This window comes from Nocardia vinacea (genome assembly GCF_035920345.1).
GTDB lineage: Bacteria > Actinomycetota > Actinomycetes > Mycobacteriales > Mycobacteriaceae > Nocardia > Nocardia vinacea_A.
Genome location: NZ_CP109149.1, coordinates 8,120,663 through 8,139,711 on the forward strand (window position 1 = coordinate 8,120,663; position 19,049 = coordinate 8,139,711).

General features: G+C 63.9%; 13 protein-coding genes. 3 read left to right on the forward strand and 10 right to left on the reverse strand.

Features of this window, described 5'->3' with window-relative positions:
• The first annotated feature begins 9 nt into the window (after positions 1 to 9).
• On the forward strand, positions 10 to 4,050 hold the full coding sequence (gene eccCa / locus OIE68_RS36705) for a type VII secretion protein EccCa (RefSeq protein ID WP_327095505.1): 4,041 nt from the start codon (positions 10 to 12) through the stop codon (positions 4,048 to 4,050).
• Complete coding sequence (locus OIE68_RS36710; RefSeq protein WP_327095506.1) at positions 4,050 to 5,498, forward strand: type VII secretion-associated protein; 1,449 nt, start codon at positions 4,050 to 4,052, stop codon at positions 5,496 to 5,498. Before eccCa ends, OIE68_RS36710 begins: the two co-directional genes overlap by 1 nt.
• 97 nt (positions 5,499 to 5,595) lie before the next feature.
• On the opposite strand, the gene OIE68_RS36715 is transcribed toward OIE68_RS36710, so the two are convergent.
• The 9 genes from OIE68_RS36715 to OIE68_RS36755 all read right to left on the reverse strand — a co-directional run bounded on the left by OIE68_RS36715 (position 5,596) and on the right by OIE68_RS36755 (position 16,084).
• Positions 5,596 to 5,886, reverse strand: coding sequence for a WXG100 family type VII secretion target (locus tag OIE68_RS36715; protein WP_327095507.1), 291 nt, complete (start codon positions 5,884 to 5,886; stop codon positions 5,596 to 5,598).
• 31 nt (positions 5,887 to 5,917) lie between these two features.
• Complete coding sequence (locus OIE68_RS36720) at positions 5,918 to 6,250, reverse strand: WXG100 family type VII secretion target (RefSeq protein WP_327095508.1); 333 nt, start codon at positions 6,248 to 6,250, stop codon at positions 5,918 to 5,920.
• A 357-nt stretch (positions 6,251 to 6,607) separates the two neighbouring features.
• Positions 6,608 to 8,215, reverse strand: coding sequence for a serine/threonine-protein kinase (locus tag OIE68_RS36725; protein WP_327095509.1), 1,608 nt, complete (start codon positions 8,213 to 8,215; stop codon positions 6,608 to 6,610).
• A 242-nt stretch (positions 8,216 to 8,457) separates the two neighbouring features.
• Entirely contained in the window at positions 8,458 to 9,684 is a 1,227-nt protein-coding gene (locus tag OIE68_RS36730; RefSeq protein WP_327095510.1) for a DUF7373 family lipoprotein, read from the reverse strand.
• A gap of 45 nt (positions 9,685 to 9,729) precedes the next feature.
• Complete coding sequence (locus OIE68_RS36735) at positions 9,730 to 10,896, reverse strand: DUF7373 family lipoprotein (RefSeq protein ID WP_327095511.1); 1,167 nt, start codon at positions 10,894 to 10,896, stop codon at positions 9,730 to 9,732.
• A 32-nt stretch (positions 10,897 to 10,928) separates the two neighbouring features.
• Positions 10,929 to 12,044: a DUF7373 family lipoprotein gene (locus tag OIE68_RS36740; protein ID WP_327095512.1), complete on the reverse strand. Its 1,116-nt coding sequence runs from the start codon at positions 12,042 to 12,044 to the stop codon at positions 10,929 to 10,931.
• Between the two features lie 201 nt (positions 12,045 to 12,245).
• The gene (locus OIE68_RS36745) at positions 12,246 to 13,448 is read right to left on the reverse strand and encodes a DUF7373 family lipoprotein (RefSeq protein ID WP_327095513.1); all 1,203 of its coding nucleotides are present in this window, start codon (positions 13,446 to 13,448) and stop codon (positions 12,246 to 12,248) included.
• Positions 13,449 to 13,456: 8 nt separating this feature from the next.
• Positions 13,457 to 14,644: a DUF7373 family lipoprotein gene (locus tag OIE68_RS36750; protein WP_327095514.1), complete on the reverse strand. Its 1,188-nt coding sequence runs from the start codon at positions 14,642 to 14,644 to the stop codon at positions 13,457 to 13,459.
• 234 nt (positions 14,645 to 14,878) lie between these two features.
• Positions 14,879 to 16,084 carry a DUF7373 family lipoprotein gene (locus OIE68_RS36755; protein WP_327095515.1) on the reverse strand — a complete coding sequence of 402 codons (1,206 nt, stop codon included), beginning with the start codon at positions 16,082 to 16,084 and terminating at the stop codon, positions 14,879 to 14,881.
• A gap of 115 nt (positions 16,085 to 16,199) precedes the next feature.
• Between OIE68_RS36755 and OIE68_RS36760 the strand changes: the two genes are divergently transcribed.
• Positions 16,200 to 17,519, forward strand: coding sequence for an FHA domain-containing protein (locus OIE68_RS36760; protein ID WP_327095516.1), 1,320 nt, complete (start codon positions 16,200 to 16,202; stop codon positions 17,517 to 17,519).
• A 97-nt stretch (positions 17,520 to 17,616) separates the two neighbouring features.
• On the opposite strand, the gene OIE68_RS36765 is transcribed toward OIE68_RS36760, so the two are convergent.
• On the reverse strand, positions 17,617 to 19,008 hold the full coding sequence (locus tag OIE68_RS36765) for a metallopeptidase (RefSeq protein WP_419150839.1): 1,392 nt from the start codon (positions 19,006 to 19,008) through the stop codon (positions 17,617 to 17,619).
• Positions 19,009 to 19,049 lie beyond the last annotated feature (41 nt).

Below are 19,049 nucleotides of genomic sequence, written 5' to 3' on the forward strand. Positions count from 1 at the left end.
TCTCGTCCGATGAGTACCGTCCGGTTCCAGCGGCGTGCGCGTCGCGAGATGCCGCGCTCGCCAGGGGGCGAGGTCACGCTGCAGCCGCCGCCCGAAATCCCAAGGGTGACACCGGGCAGCCTGGTATCGAAGCTGATGCCGGTCGTGATGGTCGTCGGCATGGTCGGCATGATGGCGCTGCTGTTCACGCAGGGCGGCAGCATCGCGTCGAATCCGATGAGCATGATGTTCCCGATGATGATGGTCGTCTCCATGGTCGGCATGTTCGCCGGTCAGGGCGGCGGCAAGGGACAGAAGGCGGCCGAGGCGAACGAGGACCGCAAGGACTACCTGCGCTACCTCGATCAGGTCCGAAAGGACGTCGACCAGACCGCCACGCAGCAGCGCGCTTCCGTCGAATGGAGCCATCCGGAGCCGGCCCTGATCTGGATGCTGGCCGGAACTTCCCGCATGTGGGAACGCCGCGCCGGGGACAAGGATTTCTGCCACGCCCGCATCGGCATCGGCGGACAGCGCCTGGCCACCCGTCTGGTCGCGCCGGAGACCGGTCCTGTCGAGGAATTGGAGCCGATCGCGGCGGTTTCGCTGCGTCGCTTCGTGCGCGCGCACTCCACGGTTCCGGATCTGCCGACCGCGATCGCGGTCAAGGGTTTCGCGACCATCGCACTGGACGGCGACCGCGCCGAGGCCCGCGATATGACCCGCGCAATGCTGTTGCAGCTGTGCATGTTCCAGGCGCCCGACCAGGTGCTCATCGCCGTCGTATGCGGCCCGGATACTGCCCGCGAATGGGCGTGGACCAAGTGGCTGCCGCACACCCAGCATCCGGACGCGCAGGACGGCATCGGCACCCAGCGCATGTTCTACGGCTCGATCCGGGAGGCCACCGCGGGCCTGCATCCGTTGCTGGCCAACCGCGTTCGCTACTCCCGTAACCAACCCGCCAACGCCAACCTGGTGCACATCGTCATTGTCGTCGACGGCGGTCTGCTCGAAGCCGAAGAAGACCAACTTCGCGAATCCGGTTACGAGGGCGTGACCATCATCGACTTATGCGGCTACGCACCGCGTTTGGCGGTTTCGCGCGGCATCAAGATGGTGGTCGAGAACGGTGAATGCGTCGGTCGCGGCGCCACCGGCAACCAGGAGCGTTTCGCGCTGATCGACCGGATCAGCCCGCAGCAGGCCCAGCAGGTCGCTCGCCGACTCGCGCCGTACCGCGCCGCAACCCAGCGCAGCAGCGATGTCGAAAACGATGACGCCGACGTGATCTCGACCTGGACCCAGCTGATGAAGCTCGGCGATATCGGCACATTCAACCCCGAGCACGCCTGGCGTCCCCGCTACGGCCGCGAGCGGCTGCGCGTGCCCTTCGGTGTCGGCGCGGACGGCGCGCCCATCGAACTCGATATCAAGGAAGCCGCCGAAAGCGGTATGGGCCCGCACGGATTGTGCATCGGCGCAACCGGTTCCGGTAAGTCGGAATTCCTGCGCACCCTGGTGCTCAGCCTGCTGGCCACGCATTCGCCGGACCAGCTGAACCTGGTGCTCGTCGACTTCAAGGGTGGTGCGACCTTCCTCGGCTTGGACGGCGTACCGCATGTCGCGGCCGTCATCACCAACCTCGAAGAGGAAGCCGACCTCGTCGACCGTATGCGCGACGCCCTGGCCGGTGAGATGAACCGCCGCCAGGAAGTGTTGCGCCAGGCGGGCAACTTCGCCAACGTCTCCGAATACGAGAAGGCGCGCGCCGCCGGTGCCGACCTCGACCCGCTGCCCGCACTGTTCGTTGTCCTCGACGAGTTCTCCGAATTGCTCACCCAGCACCCGGATTTCGCCGAACTGTTCGTGATGATCGGCCGCCTCGGCCGCTCGCTGCACGTGCACCTGCTGCTGGCCTCGCAGCGCCTCGAAGAAGGCAAGCTGAAAGGTCTGGAGAGCCACCTCTCCTACCGCATCGGTTTGAAGACCTTCTCCGCCAACGAATCCCGTCAGGTCCTCGGCGTCCCCGACGCCTACAATCTGCCCGGCATCCCCGGCGGTGGTTACCTCAAGTCCGACTCCGGCGAGATCCAGCGCTTCCAGGCCTCCTACGTCTCCGGCCCTTACGTCGGCGGCGGCTCCCAGCGCGAGGTCACCCAAGCCGGTGTCGCGGGCGGCGAAATCGACATCAAGGCACGCCCTTTCACTGCCACCCATGTCGACTTCCGCGCCATCGACCGGGTCCCGCTGCCGTCCGAGCCGACGCACGATCCCGAACCGCAGTCCGAGGACGGCGAACAGATCTCCAACCTCAATATGCTGGCCTCCCGCATCCGCGGCCACGGCCGCGCGGCCCACGAGATCTGGCTCCCGCCATTGGAAGAGGCCCCCACCCTCGACCAACTCATCCCGCGCAGTGTGCTCACCGGCGAGTACTCCGCCGTCGCCACCCTGCGTGCGCCCATGGGCATCGTCGACCGCCCCTACGACCAGCGTCGTGACCCCTTCGTCGTGGACCTGTCGGGTTCACGAGGCAATGTGGCGGTCGTCGGTGGCCCGCAGTCGGGTAAGTCGACGGCTCTGCGCACCATGATCATGGCCCTGTCCCTCACCCACACGGCCGAACAGGTGCAGTTCTACTGCCTCGACTTCGGTGGCGGCACCATGGCCAGCCTCGAAGGCCTGCCGCACGTGGGTTCGGTGGCCAGCCGTCTCGACGAGGACAAGGTCCGCCGCACCATCGCCGAAATGACCACCATCGTCCGCCAGCGCGAAGCGCGGTTCCGTCAACTCGGTATCGAGTCGATGACCGAATTCCGCCGCCTCCGTGCCATGGACCCGGCGAGCAGCCCCGCCGCAGCCGGTGCGCACGAGGACCCCTTCGGCGATGTCTTCCTGGTCATCGACGGCTTCGGCTCGATTCGGCAGGACTTCGACCCCCTCGAACAGCCCATCATGAATCTCGCGGTCCAGGGCCTGTCCTACGGCGTCCACGTGGTCATCGCCCTCGCCCGCTGGGCCGAGGCCCGCCCCGCTCTGAAAGACCAGATCGGCACCCGCATCGAGCTCCGCCTCGGTGACCCTATGGACTCCGATCTCGGCCGCAAGTTCGCTTCGCTTGTGCCGCAGGGCCGTCCGGGTCGCGGTATGACGCCCGAGTGCCTGCACATGCTGACCGGTCTGCCGCGCATCGACAGCAGCGCGGATCACGACAACCTCGGCCAGGCCGTCGCCGATGCGGTGGCGACCATCGCTCGACTGACCCCGGGCCGCCCCGCGCCCGCGGCCAGGATGCTGCCGGAAATGCTGCCGCGCGAGCAACTGCTGCAGCTCGCGGGCAACTGGCCGTCGCAGGTCAACCCGGAAGTCAAGTGCATGCGAATTCCGCTCGGTATCAACGAATCCGAGCTGGCGCCGGTCTATCTCGACTTCAACGAGAGCCCGCACTTCATCGTCCTCGGTGACACCGAGAGCGGTAAGACGTCGTTGCTCCGGTCGATCATCGACAGCATCGCGGCGTCGAATACCCCGGACCAGGCGCGCTTCATCCTCGGCGACTACCGCCGGACAATGCTGGGACTCGTGCCCGACGGATACCTCGCCGGATACGGTTCCACCGCACCGCAGTTCACCCAGAACATGACCGATCTCGCCGCCTATGTCGCGCAGCGGACGCCGGGACCCGACGTCACGCCACAGCAGTTGCGCGACCGCTCGTGGTGGCGTGGCCCGGAGCTGTACGTCATCGTCGACGACTACGACCTGGTCGCCTCCTCCAGCGGCAACCCGGTGTCGGCACTGGTCGAGCACCTGCCGCATGCGCGTGACCTCGGTTTCCACGTGATCATCGCGCGCCGTTCCGGTGGCGCCAGCCGGGCCATGTACGAGGCGACGGTCGCGCGCATGAAGGATCTCGGTTCGGCCGCTCTGGTCATGAGCTGCAATAAGGACGAGGGCGTGCTCTTCGGCACCACCCGGCCCGGTATCAAACCGCCTGGGCGTGGCACCTACGTCACGCGCAATAGTGAGGGCTTGATTCAGCTGGCCTGGATGCCACCGGCCGAGTGATGTCGAACGTAGATCTGGTGGTGACCGACACCCGCATCTGGGCGCGCGGTCCTGCCACACATTGGGATGTGCCGCCCTCGGTGGTGCTCGGCAGCAACGGCGATCTCGTTGTCGGCGAACCACTTACGCCGCCGACGCAGGTCAGCTCCGCCGTCCAGTACGTCGCGGCGGATCGGATCGCCTTGCTGCCGCGCGTGCCGAGTCTCGCCGAGGCGATGGGGTCGGTCGTCGGCACCGTGATGCGCAACCTCGGTGTCCCGGTTCCGTGTGCGCAGCTCACCGTCGTATGTCCGACCGAGTGGGGTGGTCGTCGGCGAGCGGTATTCGCCGAGGCTGCCCGCCGCTTCGCCGCGGATGTGGTGTTCGAGGACATGGCGATTCGCGCGGTGGTCGCCGATGTCGGCACCGCCCGCAGCCGCCGCACGGTCGTCTTGGAATGCGGCCCGCTCTCGACCACCGCGACCGCCGTGGTGCGCAGCCATCAGGGCATCGGAATCGAATCGTGTGAGCACGAACCGAATCTCGCCGTCGCCGATGTGGAGCCGGAGTCGAGTGGCTTCTACGATCTGTGCGAGCTCATCGATCGCGTGCTCGCGGGTCAGCCAGCCGATTTTGTTCAGGCCGTCGGAGTTTCCGATCCGGCGAAGCTGGACATGATTCGTTCGGCGGTGCAACAGGTCTGCACACAGGCGATCGAAGTGCGTCCGATCGCGGGCGCGGATCTGGTGCGTGGACCACAGCAGGAACCCGAATATCAGACCGAAGTCGCGCCATTGCCGACCACCGAGTGGATGCAGCCGCTGCGTCAGCGGGCCGCGGCCATGCAGCCGCCCGGTCGAAATACCAAGGCCTATGCGATCGCTGGTATTGCCGGAGTGCTGGTGGTCGCCGCAGTGGCTGCCGGTGCCGTATTCGCATTCGGCGGCTCGGACGATACCCGTGCGGTCTCGGCAGCGAGCACATCAGCGGCCGCAGGCACGACTGCGCAGTCGCCGGTCACCCAACCGCCGACGACCTCGAAGTCAACATCGGAAACCGTTGGACGCGTACGCTTTCAGATCCCAGCAGGGTGGCGCCTGACGCAGGCCATCGACCCCACCAAATCGCGAGTCGACCTCGTCCCGTCGGACGGCACCCGCGCCCGCATCACCCTGATCCAGACCTCGGTCGCCCCCGGCACCGGATACGAGCAGGTCGCCGCCAATCTCGAAACTCAGATGAAGCAGCAGCCCAACGGCAAGCTGAGCGATCTGAAGCGCGACGTGGTCTTCGGCGGTAAGTCCGGGCTCGCCTACACCGAACAGCCCGGTGACGGTTCGACGGTTATCTGGCATGTGCTGGTGGAGCACGGTCTTCAGGTCAGCACCGGTTGCCAGTACATCGGTGGCTTCGACTCGATCAAACAACCTTGCGAGCAGTTCGCGGCCTCGGTACAGGTGAGTCCCTGAGTGCTGTTGTCCCAGTGCAGGATCGGCAGCACCCACACGCATAAATAATTCGAGCCCCCGGCAAATGTGCCAGGGGCTCGAATAGTCCGAGTGGAACTCAGAAGATGTTCGACAGCGCGACGTCGGTGCCCTGGAGCTCCGAGTTGCCCTTGTCGATGAGCTGACCGGCGCCCTGCAGGGTGGTGTTCAGCTGAATGGACATCTGGTTCCAGTTGACCTGGAACTGGTGGAACGCGTCGTTCGCCGCACCGCTACCGTAGACTTCGATGTACTGTTCGACCTTCTTGTGGAAGGACTCGAGCTCGGTCTGAATGTCTCCGGCGCGCCTGACGATTGTCCGAGCACCTTCTGCGACGCCATCGAAATTGGCGGAGATGGTCTGGCTCATTGGAGTCTCCTTGGGAGTAAGTCGGGAATGATTAGAGGGCGGGCAGATCCAGGCTGGAAACCTGGGCGTGCACCTTGCTGGAGAACTCGTCGTCCTGATCCTGGAACGAGGTGCCCATCTTGACGAGCTTCTCAGCGGTCTCCGCCAGCTTGTCATTCATCTTGTCGGCCTGGTAGTAGTAGCGCTCCATGAACGCGTTGAACGCGTCACGGGCCGCACCCTGCCAGTTGGCACCATTCGTCACGTTGTCTTCGTCGGTCTTCAGCTGCCTGATGGCTGCCATCAGGCTGTCGTGCTGCTCCTGGAACTCCTGCGCCTTCTGGCGGATGAGTTCGGGGCTCGCTTCAAGTTTCCCTGTAGCCATTGTGGCTCCTCCTGGTTCTACTGATGGTCAAACATTGCAGGTGCCAGCTGACCTGTTCATATGGTTGGACGCTTCATCGGCTCGATCGGTTCCATCCAGTTTTCGGACAACCTGATGGGCTCCTGCGCGTCACGCCGCCTGCGCGTTATCGACTGGTGCACCGTGCATGGAGGCTGCATGAACTCCCCCTGGACATCTCGTACCGCGGTGCCGCCACATCGGTCGCTGCCAGCGTTCCCCTCCTTCCCCCTTCGCTCGCTTTTCCACCTGAACTGGCTAGTGGGCTGGCTGCGAACACCCTACCGAACGGCGCGGCGTCACGTCTACCGCGCAACCGACGAACACCGAGGCAGCGCGCTACTTCGTGACGACTTTGGCGATGGTGGGGACCATCTTTTCGACCAGCACGTTCGTCGACTGGTCGGTCCAGACCTGGAATGCCTGGACGGTCGCCGGATCATCCACGACAACGACTTTGGCCGAGCTGGTCAGTATCGAGCCCGGCAGGCCACGCAGCCCACCGTTGCCCGCCTCGCTGTCGGATCGCAGCACGATGACAACATCGGTGTCGATATCGGTCGAGTAGCTGCTGACCGACAGCTGTCGCGGTGATTTCTCGTCGCCGACAGCCTTGTACTTGGTGCTGTACCGGAAACCGATGTCCTGCAGGAATTTCGACTGAGAGCTGGGATTCAGGGCTACCGAAAGCGTGGCATTGCCATAGTTGAAGGCAGTCACGGTCTTTCCGTCGAATTGCGGATAATCGCTGCGGACCTGGGCCAGTTTGTCGCGGCTGCCCGCGTCGTTGGTTCCGCCCTGCCGGGTGAAGAAGAAGGTGCCTGCCGCGACGGCCGCCACGACCACCAGGGCGATGATGGCGGGCATGAGGAAACGGCGTGTACCCGAGCGGTTTCCGTTGCCATTGCGCTGGGTCGCTATGAGACTCTGATCGGTGTTTTCACGTCCAGGCGGCCCATATCCGGTATTCGCGGCATACGCCGGGATCGGGGTGCGGGGATCGGTGCCGTATCCCGGGATGGGCGTATTGGGATTCGTCGCGTATCCGGGGATCGGCGTGCGCATGTCCGTCGCGTATCCGGCCTCCGGTGCCCGGAACTGGTTGCCGTACAGTGCGGCCTCGGCCGCTTGGGTGAACTCGCGGCAGGTCGCATAGCGCTGTGCCGGGTCCTTGGCCATCACCTTCTCGATCACCGCGTCCAGCGCGGGCGGCAGACCGGGACGGACGGCGCTCAGCTTCGGCGGCGGCTCGTGCAGATGCCCCATCATGACCACAGCAGGCATGGTCGACGGATAAGGATTCTGCCCCGTCAGCATCTTGAAGAATGAGCAGCCGAGACTGTAGATATCGGCACGGGGGTCGAGGCTGGTCCCGACCAACTGCTCAGGCGGCGCATAGGCGACAGTGGCCATGAAATTGCCTGTCGCCGTGAGGTCTTGGCCGTCCTCGGAGGACTTCGCGACGCCGAAGTCGGTCAGCAGCACCCGCTCCTCGTCGCCCTCCTCGGCGGCGGACAGCAAGAAGTTGGCCGGTTTCACATCGCGGTGCAGCAGGCCGCGGCGGTGCGCGTAGTCGAGACCCTTGCCAACCTCGGAGACGATGCGCAGCGCTCGCTGCGGCGTCATTACGGTCGGCCCCTTCTTGGCCTCGTCCGCCGCGTCGATGCCATCGACATACTGCATTGCGATCCACAGCTGACCGGCCTCTTCGCCGCGGTTATAGACGGCGACGATATTCGGATGATCGAGTCCAGCAGCGAGATTCGCCTCACGCTCGAACCGTGCACGAAACTCGTCATCGGTGGAGAGATCGGCGCTGAGGACCTTCAGTGCGTCGCGGCGCGGCAGAATGGGGTTCTGTGCCAGGTAGACGGTGCCCATCCCACCCGCGCCGAGAACCTGAAGTACCCGGTAGCCGCCTACGATTGCGCCGGGCCGCAACGCCATTCGGTCCTCCTCAACGATGTCGAACGCCCGGACATGCGAGCCTTCGGGAGAAATCTAGCAAGTCGTCGGTGGGTATTCGACTCGCATCTCGTCATGTACACACTGGTGGGCACGGTATGTCCGGCCGCTCAACGCGCGCTTGACAATAGCTTGTATCGGGCGGTGGCCCTTTGATACATGTCCTGGATGTTGCTGCCGTGGATGCAGCGCCTGCCCACAGTCTCTTGCTCACGCGATTACCCTCACACGCTGGTCAACAGGGCATATTGCGCCGACACCTTCTGATGGAGATCCTGCAACTGCTTCCCGAAAGCTTGCACGGTGTACCGGTCCACCTGTAGGACACAGATATTCATGGACACGGTCTGCTTGTCGCCGGATCCGGTCATATCCGCATAGCATTCGACGTGCTCGCCGAGTCCGGAAGGCACTCCGACCATCTTTCGGTTCGGTTCCGGGTTCTTGGACGGCTGCCACTGCTGCCAGAGAGTCTCCGCCCCCTTGGCGGTCTTGCTACGAAATACCGCGGCGTCGCCGAACGCGACGAGATCCACCTCGCCCTTCTCCAGCGTCCCCATCGTGGTCGGATTGGAATCCAAGAGACTCAGCATGCCGCGGCCTTCGTACAGGCCGTCCGGCTCACCGCGCAGCGGCACCTCCGGATTGCTCGGAATCGTGCGTCCGAGTAGTCCCGGCGGATCGAGGGGAATGTGCTGGAGTTCTCCAGCGGGTGTCGGGTGGAACTTGTCGAGCAATGGAATCTGCACGTCCAGCGCCTGTTCTACCTGTTTGGTCAGTGCTGGCAGATCCGGTGCGGAGATGTCGTCCTCCACCTTGATGAATACGACGTACCGGTCGTGCACGGTCCAGGAACCGATGGACGAGATATCCGGCCGCCAGTGCGCGGTTGTGTTCGCGTGCTTGGTAATCGGAACGGGTTGGTTATCGCGGTTGTAGGTGAAGTCGTCGTGCTCGAGTGTCGGACCGACCGTCCCCGCGGTCTTCGCGTCCGGGAACATCAACACCGCGATATTCAGAGTTCGCCGCTTGTCTTCCTGCGCGCCGCCGGTGGACCAGGCGTTGATCCAACCCGCGGTCAGATCCTTGGCTACCTCATCGAAGGTGTCATTGATGACGAGCTTGCCCAACGTCTTTCGGTTAAGCACGATATGCGAGCGGAAGTTCCATGCGTCTTCGACATATGAGGGGTCGGCTTCATAGGGAAGGGCCACGTAGTCGGCGAGTCGCTGCGCCTCCCGCGCGCGAGCTTGTTTGTCGCTCTTGGCATTACCGATTGTGCGCGGCTTGGTCTGGTAGTTGCCGACATCGAGCTTGGACACATCGGATTGAACCCGAGTGGGTGTGCCGGTCACTTCGGCGCCGCAGCCGCCGGCGCCCAATAGCAGCACACCGGCGGTGACCAAGACCCAAGCCGTCCCAACCGGCGTCGATTTACCTGCGAGCTTCAACGCCCTCCCCTTCGTTCGCCTAGTCCTCGCGGATCCTACTAGCGCTCAACGGTGTGCGAGCATCTTGTATTGGGCAGCGGTCCGCTGATACAACTCCTGCACACTGTGGCCGGTCACTCGCGCGACGTAACGGTCGTAGGCCAGGAAGCACACCAGTGGATAGCGACCTGAGCTCCACTTCGGATCGGTGTCGTCGAAGCATTGGGTGCCGGGCATGTTGGGCGGACTATCGATCTTCTTGTAGCCCGCGGAGTCCATATCGACGAAGGCGGCGATCAGGCGGGTGGTGCTGTCGGCATCTCGGGTGCGATACACCCGCGCGCTCGAGTATGCGACGAAATCTACTCCGGCATTGTCGAATGCGGCCTTTGCGGGGCCGGGGAGGAGTTCGAAGTGTAGTGCCGCCTGTGCGGGCAAAATTGTCGAACTATCGTAGTTCCGGTCGAACTTCTCTTTGTCCTCGAGTGGTAGTGCGCGACCGAGCATGCCATCCACGTCGATGGGCAGCGATCCGAGCTGGTCCACCGGTGTCGCTGAATAGCTTTTCAGCATGTCGATCTGCTTGGTGAAGTACTTCTTGACGAACTCGGCCAAAGGCGCCGGTTCGGCCGGTTCGCTGACCGGGTCGTCCATATGAACGAAGAGCACCATTGTTTCGTGTGCCAGCCACGCGTCGAGATACTTCTTGCTCACCGCCCATTTCGCACGGGCCTGTGGGAAGTCGGGTATCTGGACCGGATCGCCGGGCAGGTTCACGGCCTGTCGATCGGCCAGGCGACGGACCGCCGTCGCGGCTTCCGAAGCGGTCGGGAATCGGAGCACTTCCATGTGGACTTGCCTGCCGAGTAATGGGCTACTGCGACGCTCGGCACTGGCTTCCCAGCCGGCGACGAAGCCCTTGGTCAGCTCGGTCCATTCCTCGTCGCTGAAGGAATACGGTGCGGACAGTGCTTCGGGAGTCACCCGTCGATCGACGTTCACACGGCGCTGGAAGGAAAACCGGCTGTCTATGTCGATGGGCAACGGGGTGGCATTGCCGATTCGAACCGACTCCAGCGCGGCTCCCGATCGTGCCGTTCGGATGGCCTCGATGTCCCGAGGTGTCGTCGGATAGTTTCCGGAGTCCAGCTTCGAGATATCGATGGCGGGGGCCGTAGCGGCAGTGTCACCGCCACAACCGGTGGTGGCGGCGATCGCGGCGGTGATGATCACGCACAGGCTGTACCGAAGTCGCATGGTCGGCCTCACTTCTCGCTTTTCACCAGCACCGAATACTGCGCGGCCGCTCGTTCATTGAGGGCCACATCGACTCGCGCGGCAGAGATCGCTTTTTTCGACTGGACGACAGCGACGTATCGCCCGTAGACCACTGCACACAGGCTGTCGAACAAGCGGTAAGCGTCGGACTTGTCGAGCTTCACGCAGCGGGCGTCGGGCAGGCCCGGTGGTGAATCGAGCACCTCATCGTCTTTTCCGGGCTTGACAAGAGCCGACTGCAGGCGAAACGCCGCCGAAAGATCGCGCGTTCGATAGACGATCGAGCTACGTCGCGCGACGAGATCGACACCGTTCTCCTCGAGTGCCTTGGCGACTTCGGCAGGATTGCGCTCGAAATGCAGCTCGCCTGCCGGTTGGTAGGAGCCGAAGTCCCAGTCGTAAATGAACGGATCGCTGAAGTCGGGCGCCCGGGGCATGGTGCGTCGCATCAGACTGTCCGGGTCGAATGGGAGATCGAGTACATCGTCCAATGGCGTCGGCTGTGTTTGGTCGAGACGCGCTGTCTGCTTGTTTATGGTCTCACCGATAATGTCGGCGAGTGCACTCTGATTCGGTTGCGGGATACCGGCATTCACCATGACGATGTACGGACCGTGTGCCACGAACGAGACGCCGGTGATGTCATCCGCGGAGGACGTTCTGGCATCCGGCTGTCCCTCGATCGCAATCGGGTGCCGCCCGGGGTCGGAGTTCGTGATCAGGTCGAAGTCTTCGGCCGCCTTTCGGCTGGCAGCCTCGGTAGGGAACCGAAGTACGGAGATGATCAGTTTCTTACGGCTGCGAAGGCTCTCGTTGATCCGCGAGACGTAGACGCCGAGCAATAGCTTGTTGTCGGTTGCGACCGCCCGATACTTTTCCGGGAATGCCTCTGCCTGAACCATCGAATCGGCGTCATTGAACATCTTGACACCGCCGAGAACCGTGATATCGCTGTCGATCTCATACGAATGAACGAGATAGTTGAGCATTCGTCGGGCCTCGACGGTTCGTATATCCGCCACCGTACTGAAGTAAGGCTCGTAGGCGCTCGGCTCTGGGCTGTATGGCCCGGTCTTCAGGGTCGCGATGTCGACAGGCGCCATCCCCGGCCCTGGATGCCCCGTCACTGTTGCCGAACAACTCGCACTCGCCACGCTTACCACGGCAAGCAACGCGACGAAAGCGCCTCTGCGCCTCATACTTCCCCCGTTCCATCTCCCCGCTTGCATACTCCCCGCGGGATCCTACTCGACGCAAGCCGCCAGCATCGGGGGCTGGATTGTCACGGTCGGGGACAGCGGAGGCTACCTGTCGAAGGCCAGCAGTTTGTACTGCGCCGCGAGCTTTTGGTCGAGGTCTTGGCGCTGGTTGGCGGTGATGGTGGCTACATAGCGGTCATACGTTAGGTAGCAGATGAATTCGACGAGGTTGCGGGATTTGGTCGCGTCGTTTTCGAGCTTCTTCGAGCATTTCGCGGTGGGTAGGCCGGGTGGGCTGTCGGTGGGTTCGAAGAGGCCGGTGAGTTGGTCGAGGAAGCTTGCGGTGAGTCTGTTTGCGGCGGCGGGGTCGGCGGTGCGGTAGATCGAGGATTCGCTGTGGGCGATCAGGTCGACCTCGGCGTCGTCGAATGCGCGCTTGGTGATGTCGGGGCGTTCCTCGAGGTGCAGGGCGGCGTGTGGGGTGTAGGCGCCGGTGATGTCGGCGTAACCCTCGGCAGGCTGGTTCGCGAGCGTTCGGGCCACCAAGCCGTCGATATCGGCGGGTTCCTGTGCGACCTTGTCCGATGGTGTCGGGGTGTAGCCCTTCAGCAGTTCGAATTGTTTGTCGAACAGCATCTTGGTGAAGTCGATCAGCGGGGCCGGATCCGGTGGGGTCGCGAGGCTGTTGCCGACGTAGGTGTAGAGCAGGTAGTCGTCTCGCGCGATCCAGGTTTTGACGGCATCGTATTGACTCAGTGTGGATTTGGCGTTCGGATAGCCGGGAATCGACAGGGGCCCTTTTCCGGGGTATTTGTCGTTCTTCTCGTCGGAGAACACGTCCATGGCGGTCTTTGCCTGCGCGTTGTTCGAGAAACGTAGGAGCGTGAGATCGATGTTCAGCCCGAGCGAGCTGTCCTTCCTACGGTGCCCCGAGGTGGTCCAGCCGGCGACAAGGCCGGGCGCTGCCGCGGCGAAGTTGTCGACGGATCCGCCGAGCCAGCCATTTCGCGGCGGATTCTGCGGGGTGAACGGATGCAGATAGAAGGGGCGGTGGTTGTAGATCATGCGACTGTCCAGATCCATCATCAGCGGCACGAATTCCGCCAGCCGGATGGACTCCTGCACCGCACCGGTTTCCGTGGTTCGCTGCTTGTCGATATCGCGCGGCGTCGTCGGATAGTTTCCGGCCTCCAACTTCGACACATCTACCGCGGGGGCGGGGTCGTCGGATCCGCCGCAGGCCGCGGTCGTCGCGAGTGCGGCCGCTATTGCGAGGCAGAGCAGGCCGTTTCGGTATCGAAGGTTCATCGGTGCGCTCACTGGGTCTTGGCCAGGATCGAATATTGTGCGGCGGTCGCCTGGTACAGCGCCGGGTCGAATTTCCCGAGACCTTGCCCTTGCGAACTGAGCACCGCCACGTAGCGGTCGTACACAAGGATGCACAGATATTTGTTGTTGAAGGTCGGTTCCGGCGCGTCCAGTTGCAGGCAGCGCGCGTCGGGCAGACCCGGTGGGTTGCTGATCGCTTCGTCATCGGTGCCCAACTGCGCCAACGCGTTTTGGAGCCGGAACGATGCCGCGAGGTCACGGGTGCGGTAGAGGGTCGACTGGTTCTGTGCGACGAGATCGGTACCGGCTTCCTGCAGCGCCCGCTTCAGATCGGGGCCGTTGCGCTCGAAGTGCAACTGCCCGATGCCGTCGTAGATGCCAACGTATTTGTCCCGCGAGTACTCCCGCGTCCCCTTGGTCGGCGGCAGTGTGCGCCGCATGATCCCGTCGGGGTTGAGCGGCAGGTCGAGGATGTCGTCGACCGGTGTCGGGACCAGGCTGTCCAGCTTGGGGATTTGCAGGTCCAGCATCTTCTTGAATTGGTTCCCAAGGGCTTTCGGGTCCGACTCCGGCATGGTGATCATGCTCAGCAGCACGAACGGACCACGCGCGAGGAAGACATAGCCCTTCTTATCGTTGTCCGATGAGGCTCGAATATCTGGATAGCCGTCGATCGCGACCGGGTGCCGCCCCGGCTTGAACTCATCGGTTGCCCGGTCGAGTTCCCCCGCCGCGGTGCGTGCCGCGGCGTCCGACGGGAAGCGAAGTATCGCAATGGCCAAATTCTTGATGCTGCGCAGACTGTCGTTCGACCGCTGGGTGTACACCCCGGCGATGAAGTTGTTGCGCTGGACGACCGGTAGGTATTGCCCGGGCAGCACGCCTAGCAAACCGTCGTCGAAGTTCGTCGTGGTCGCCTCCACCAGACGGGTATCGACGAGGTGGCCGACATCGCTGTCGACGTCGTAGGGCAGCACCAAATAACCCAGCATGCGCCGGGATTCGATGCGGAAGACATCGTCCTTGTCGAAGCCGTCCAACGTGTAATCCTGCGGCGCGGACGGATAGGGCCCGATGTTGAGGCTCTTCGGATCCACCGCGGACATGCCGGGGCCGGCGTGACCGGGAACTTCCGTGGCACAGCCCGCGACAACGCCGATTACGAGTATCGCCACCGTCGTGGCGATCGCTGCTGTTCGAAGTTTCGATTTCGCGGCGAATCTCACGTCCCACCCGTCCGTTCGCGTTCCTCCGGGCGGATCCTACTTCACCTGAGCCGCGAGCACTGGGATCAGCTTTTCCATGAGCGACCCCGCAGTCCAGTCGCGAATGGCGCGAACCGTTTCGGGCTCGTCGATCGTCCGAGCAGGCGTCACAGGCTCCCTACAGAGCCTCAGACGCGCTGTGTGTCAGAGGCTGTTGGCCAAAAGTGCGTACTGCGCGGTCACCTTTTGCCGCACATCCGGCTCCTTATCGCTGGTGACCACACCGACATACCGCTTGTACGGGACATAGCAGCGGTACTTGTACTGCCGCTCGGGATCGCCTTTGCTGTTGAGCTGCAAGCACTTCGCGCCCGGCACATCCTTGGGTGCGTCGATCGGGTCGAAGGTGTTGCGCACCTCGTCGATCAGCCCGTCGATGAACTTCTGGGCGGCTGGGAAGTCGCGGACGCGGGTGACCGAGCCGTTGTCGACGATGGCGAACCGGTCGACCCCGGCCTCGTCCACCAGTTTCTGGGTCTTGGTCTCGTCCTCGGCCGACTGCACGAAGTAACTCGGCCCGTAGACCGCGAAGTTATCGGCATTCGGGGTGTGCCCACGACGATCCGCGACCACCACGCGCGCGAGCATGCCCTCCGGGTCGATCTTCAGGCTGCTGAATTTGTCCTGCGGCGTGGCCTGGAATTTGTCCAATGCGGGGACCTGGGCGTCGAGTGTCTTCTCGACCCAACTCTGCAGGTCCGAACTGTCCGCGCGGGGTCGCCCGACGAACAGCGAGATGACGAACTCCTTATGCGCCATGAAGGTTCCGACATTGGCAACACCGGGGCGCCAGTGGATATAGGCATCCGGATATTTGCTCGACGTCAGTTTGCGGTTGTCGGGTGAGATGTTGATATCGGCGTCTTCGAGTTCCCGGGCGGCGATCTTCGCGGTGGCCTCGTCCGGGAACCGGAATACCACGTTGGTGATCGCGGTGGTGTCGGCCGACGGCCGCGTCTGACCGGGCGGATCGGGCTTATCGGAACCGCTGGTCGCGTATCCGGTGAGGTACTTGCGGTTCACCAGCACCGGCTTGGACGCGGATGCGACGTGTTCGACGGCATCGTCGATGCTGCTGAGCACCTTGCCTTCGCGCCCGTAGGTGAGCGACGGGTCGATCTTCGAACTGGCGACCACGGCCTCCGACATCCGCATGCCCTCGACCAGCGCCCCGTTCGAGCCCGCGTCCTGGTCGTATTGGTGTCGATCGACCGGATAGGTGCCGACCTCGAGTTTGCGCACGTCTTGCTCGGCCGCCAGCGGCGTACCCTGCACGCCGCTGCAGCCGACCAGCATCCCGGTCACCGCTATACAAGCCACGGCGAGCGCGATGCGCGAAGTCTTAACCACGACAGGCCCCTCGTTCCTCCCGATGTGTATCTGAAGTTACCGGATGGACGTCCGGGACGGGGACCCCTTAGGGCTTGGATTGCAATACCCTTGTCGATGTGGCGACGACCCCGCAATGCGCACCTCTGGAAGGCCGATTCCGTTGAAGGATCGGCAGGTTGAGGTCGTTGTCGGAGGTCACGCCGTCGCCCGGGTCGCGGGTGCGGTGGTGGTCGTCGCACATCGTGGGCATGCGCGCCCGACCCCGGACGCACCCGGTGTTATCGCGCTGGAATCGCTGGCCGAACTCGTGCGGGACGCCGCCGAACAGCATCCGGAGGGGCCGGGTGCAGTGGTCGCGCGGGCGGCAACTCGCTGGCTGATGACGCATGCCGAGCGGATCAGTCCCGGTGCACCGATCGATTTCGGCATCCTGTCCGCGGCCGAGACCGGCGGGGTGGCGATCTTCCTGCACGGTGCCGTCACCGCGGTGCTCGCCGGTGACGGAACGCTCGAGCGCTATCGGGGCAGCGATGCGGCCTTCACGGTGGACCGGGTCGCGACGGTGCCCACCCAAGCGGTCGCGCTCTTCGTGGACGACCCGAATGGCCGTATTCCGGATCTGCCCGCCGAGCGGGGGATCGGCTGGTTGGTCGAGGGGATCGCACAGGGGGGTGGCGCGATCGTCTGGTCGGATGCGGTGCGTGGCCGGCCCGAACCGGCGCGATCCGAGGGCGCGCATCCACCGCCCACCGCGCGCATCGACTCTGGACCGACCCAGCGCCCCGAACCACAGTCGGAGCCCGAACCACATCCGACCGAGACCCGCGCCTCGACCGCGATGCTCGATTCGGTTCAGGAGCAGGAACCGGTCGACCCGCATCACGCGCCGACCCAAATGGGCGGCACCAATCCGGCCCCGCGCCCGGATCCGGATCTGCAGCGCAGGCTGGAGGCCACCGCGAAGACCACCGCCCTCACCGTCAAGGTGATGGGATTCAAGTGCGCGCGTGCGCATCCCAGCGATCCACGCTCGGCGTTCTGCACGGTGTGCGGGATGCCGGTGGATCAGACGCAGCAGCTGATCGAGGTGGTCCGCCCGCCGCTCGGCATGCTGGTCCTCGACGACGGCATGACCTACATGCTGGCCGCGGACGCGGTCCTCGGTCGCGATCCGGAACATTCCGAACAGGCCCGCCGCGGCATGGTGCCATTGAAGGTCGAGGATTCCTCGGGCGGCATGTCCCGCGCGCACGCCGAGGTGCTGCTGGTGAATTGGGATGTGTCCCTGGTGGATCGGGGTTCAACCAACGGCACCCGCACCCGCCTGCCCGGTTACCGCGACTGGATCCGCCTACCACCCCACCAGCCGATGGGCCTGATACCCGGCACCGAAATCATGATCGGCAACCGAGTTTTGCGATTCGAGCCCGCCGCACCCCCGCCGTTCGGCTGAGTATTCGCATCACCCCGCCAGGACGTGACATCCGGATGTAGGTCGGAGTAATCCGTCAGGTCTCCGGAACGTTCGACATGTTTCAGGGAACGGGAGCTCAGGAATAACGCGACGTGCAGGTGTGCTCGCCGTTGAGCACCCCGGCGCGGAACGCGTCGACCCGGGAGAACCCACTCGGTACGGTTTTGCCCTCGATATCGCTGGCCGCTAGTCCGTCGGCCAATAGTCCGGAGACCGCCTCGTCGAGATCGCCTGCGGCCAAGACGATATCGCCCTGAGCCTGGGTTCGCCCCGGCTGCGCGAGCTTGCCCGTGACCACACCCGACAGGCAGGCCGCGCGCAATCCGGTCTTGGCGCCGACGAGCTGCTGGCCGTCGCTCTGCTGCACGGCGAGGGTGTAGCGCGAAATGAAGACGATGTAGCCGTTGTAATCGCCGGTCACCTTGAGCGGCAACGGATCATTGTCATCGGCATCGGAGGTGCCGCGTTGCGCGAGCGCGGGCACATCGGTCGCGATGGTGTTCTTGGCCGGACAATACGAAACCGGCGGTGTGGCAACGCCGTTCTTGCAGTCGATCTTCGCGCCGGAATAGTCGTAGGTCGGCGCGGGCTTCAGCGGCAGGATCGCGGTGAGTGCCTTGCTGAGCTCGATCAGACTGTCCTTGTCGATCGGATTCTCGCCGTGGCCGGGATCGTCCTTGAAGCTCTGCGGCAAATTGCCACGGCGGCGCTCGATCTCGTGCATATCGATGGCCTTGCACGCCTTCGGGCCATCGGTGAAGCCGATCTGCACGGCCGTGACCCGCTCGAATGCCGAACCGTGCACGCTCTCCGGATCATCCGGATTCGAGTCCCGAATGGCGACGGTCGCGGCCAGCACCGAGTTCAGGCCGTCGGAGGTATTGATGGTGAAGTGCTTGGATTTGCCTTCTGCCACATGGCGAATGAACGCACCCGAGAAGCAGTCGGCCTGCTGCTCCTTGACGATCACGGGATCCTTCGTCCCCACGATTTTCGCCAGGGTCTGGATGGCGTGTCCGTATTCATGGGCGAGCACCATGATCACGGCCATCTTGCCGAAGGTGTCCTCGATCGTCGGCAACAGCACCGAGCGGTCCCAGCCGATCGAGTTGTCCAGTCGGCAGTAGGCCGCGTTCACCAGGTGATAGGTGGATTCCCTACAGAATTCGAGCGCCTGGCTGCGCGGCGCCTTCGCGCTCCATGAGATCAGCTTGTCGACCGGCTTGAATTCGCCGTCGAAGTCCTTGCTGTATTCCGCGCGCCAGTATGTCTGGATATCATCGATCGCGTTGAGCGCCAGGGCATCCACCTCGCCGCTGTCGCCGTTCACCGCGGTGAGCGAGCTATCGGGGACGCCGTCGCGCGGTCCGCTCGGACCGTTCGTGGTGGGCAGTCCGGCGACCTTGAACGGATCGTCGTAGACCGAAACCGCTCGACCGTGCACCGAGCGAGTACAGCCCGCCAACATTGCGATTACGCATAGTGCTGCGGCAACGACTGCGGTCGCTC

Bases quoted from the DNA above. Each gene is read 5' to 3' on its own strand.
- OIE68_RS36765 (WP_419150839.1), bottom strand. From the start codon at position 19,008: ATGTTGGCGGGCTGTACTCGCTCGGTGCACGGTCGAGCGGTTTCGGTC.
- OIE68_RS36725 (WP_327095509.1), bottom strand. From the start codon at position 8,215: ATGGCGTTGCGGCCCGGCGCAATCGTAGGCGGCTACCGGGTACTTCAG.
- OIE68_RS36710 (WP_327095506.1), top strand. From the start codon at position 4,050: ATGTCGAACGTAGATCTGGTGGTGACCGACACCCGCATCTGGGCGCGC.
- OIE68_RS36720 (WP_327095508.1), bottom strand. From the start codon at position 6,250: ATGGCTACAGGGAAACTTGAAGCGAGCCCCGAACTCATCCGCCAGAAG.
- OIE68_RS36760 (WP_327095516.1), top strand. From the start codon at position 16,200: ATGCGCACCTCTGGAAGGCCGATTCCGTTGAAGGATCGGCAGGTTGAG.
- OIE68_RS36745 (WP_327095513.1), bottom strand. From the start codon at position 13,448: ATGAACCTTCGATACCGAAACGGCCTGCTCTGCCTCGCAATAGCGGCC.
- eccCa (WP_327095505.1), top strand. From the start codon at position 10: ATGAGTACCGTCCGGTTCCAGCGGCGTGCGCGTCGCGAGATGCCGCGC.
- OIE68_RS36715 (WP_327095507.1), bottom strand. From the start codon at position 5,886: ATGAGCCAGACCATCTCCGCCAATTTCGATGGCGTCGCAGAAGGTGCT.
- OIE68_RS36740 (WP_327095512.1), bottom strand. From the start codon at position 12,044: ATGGCGCCTGTCGACATCGCGACCCTGAAGACCGGGCCATACAGCCCA.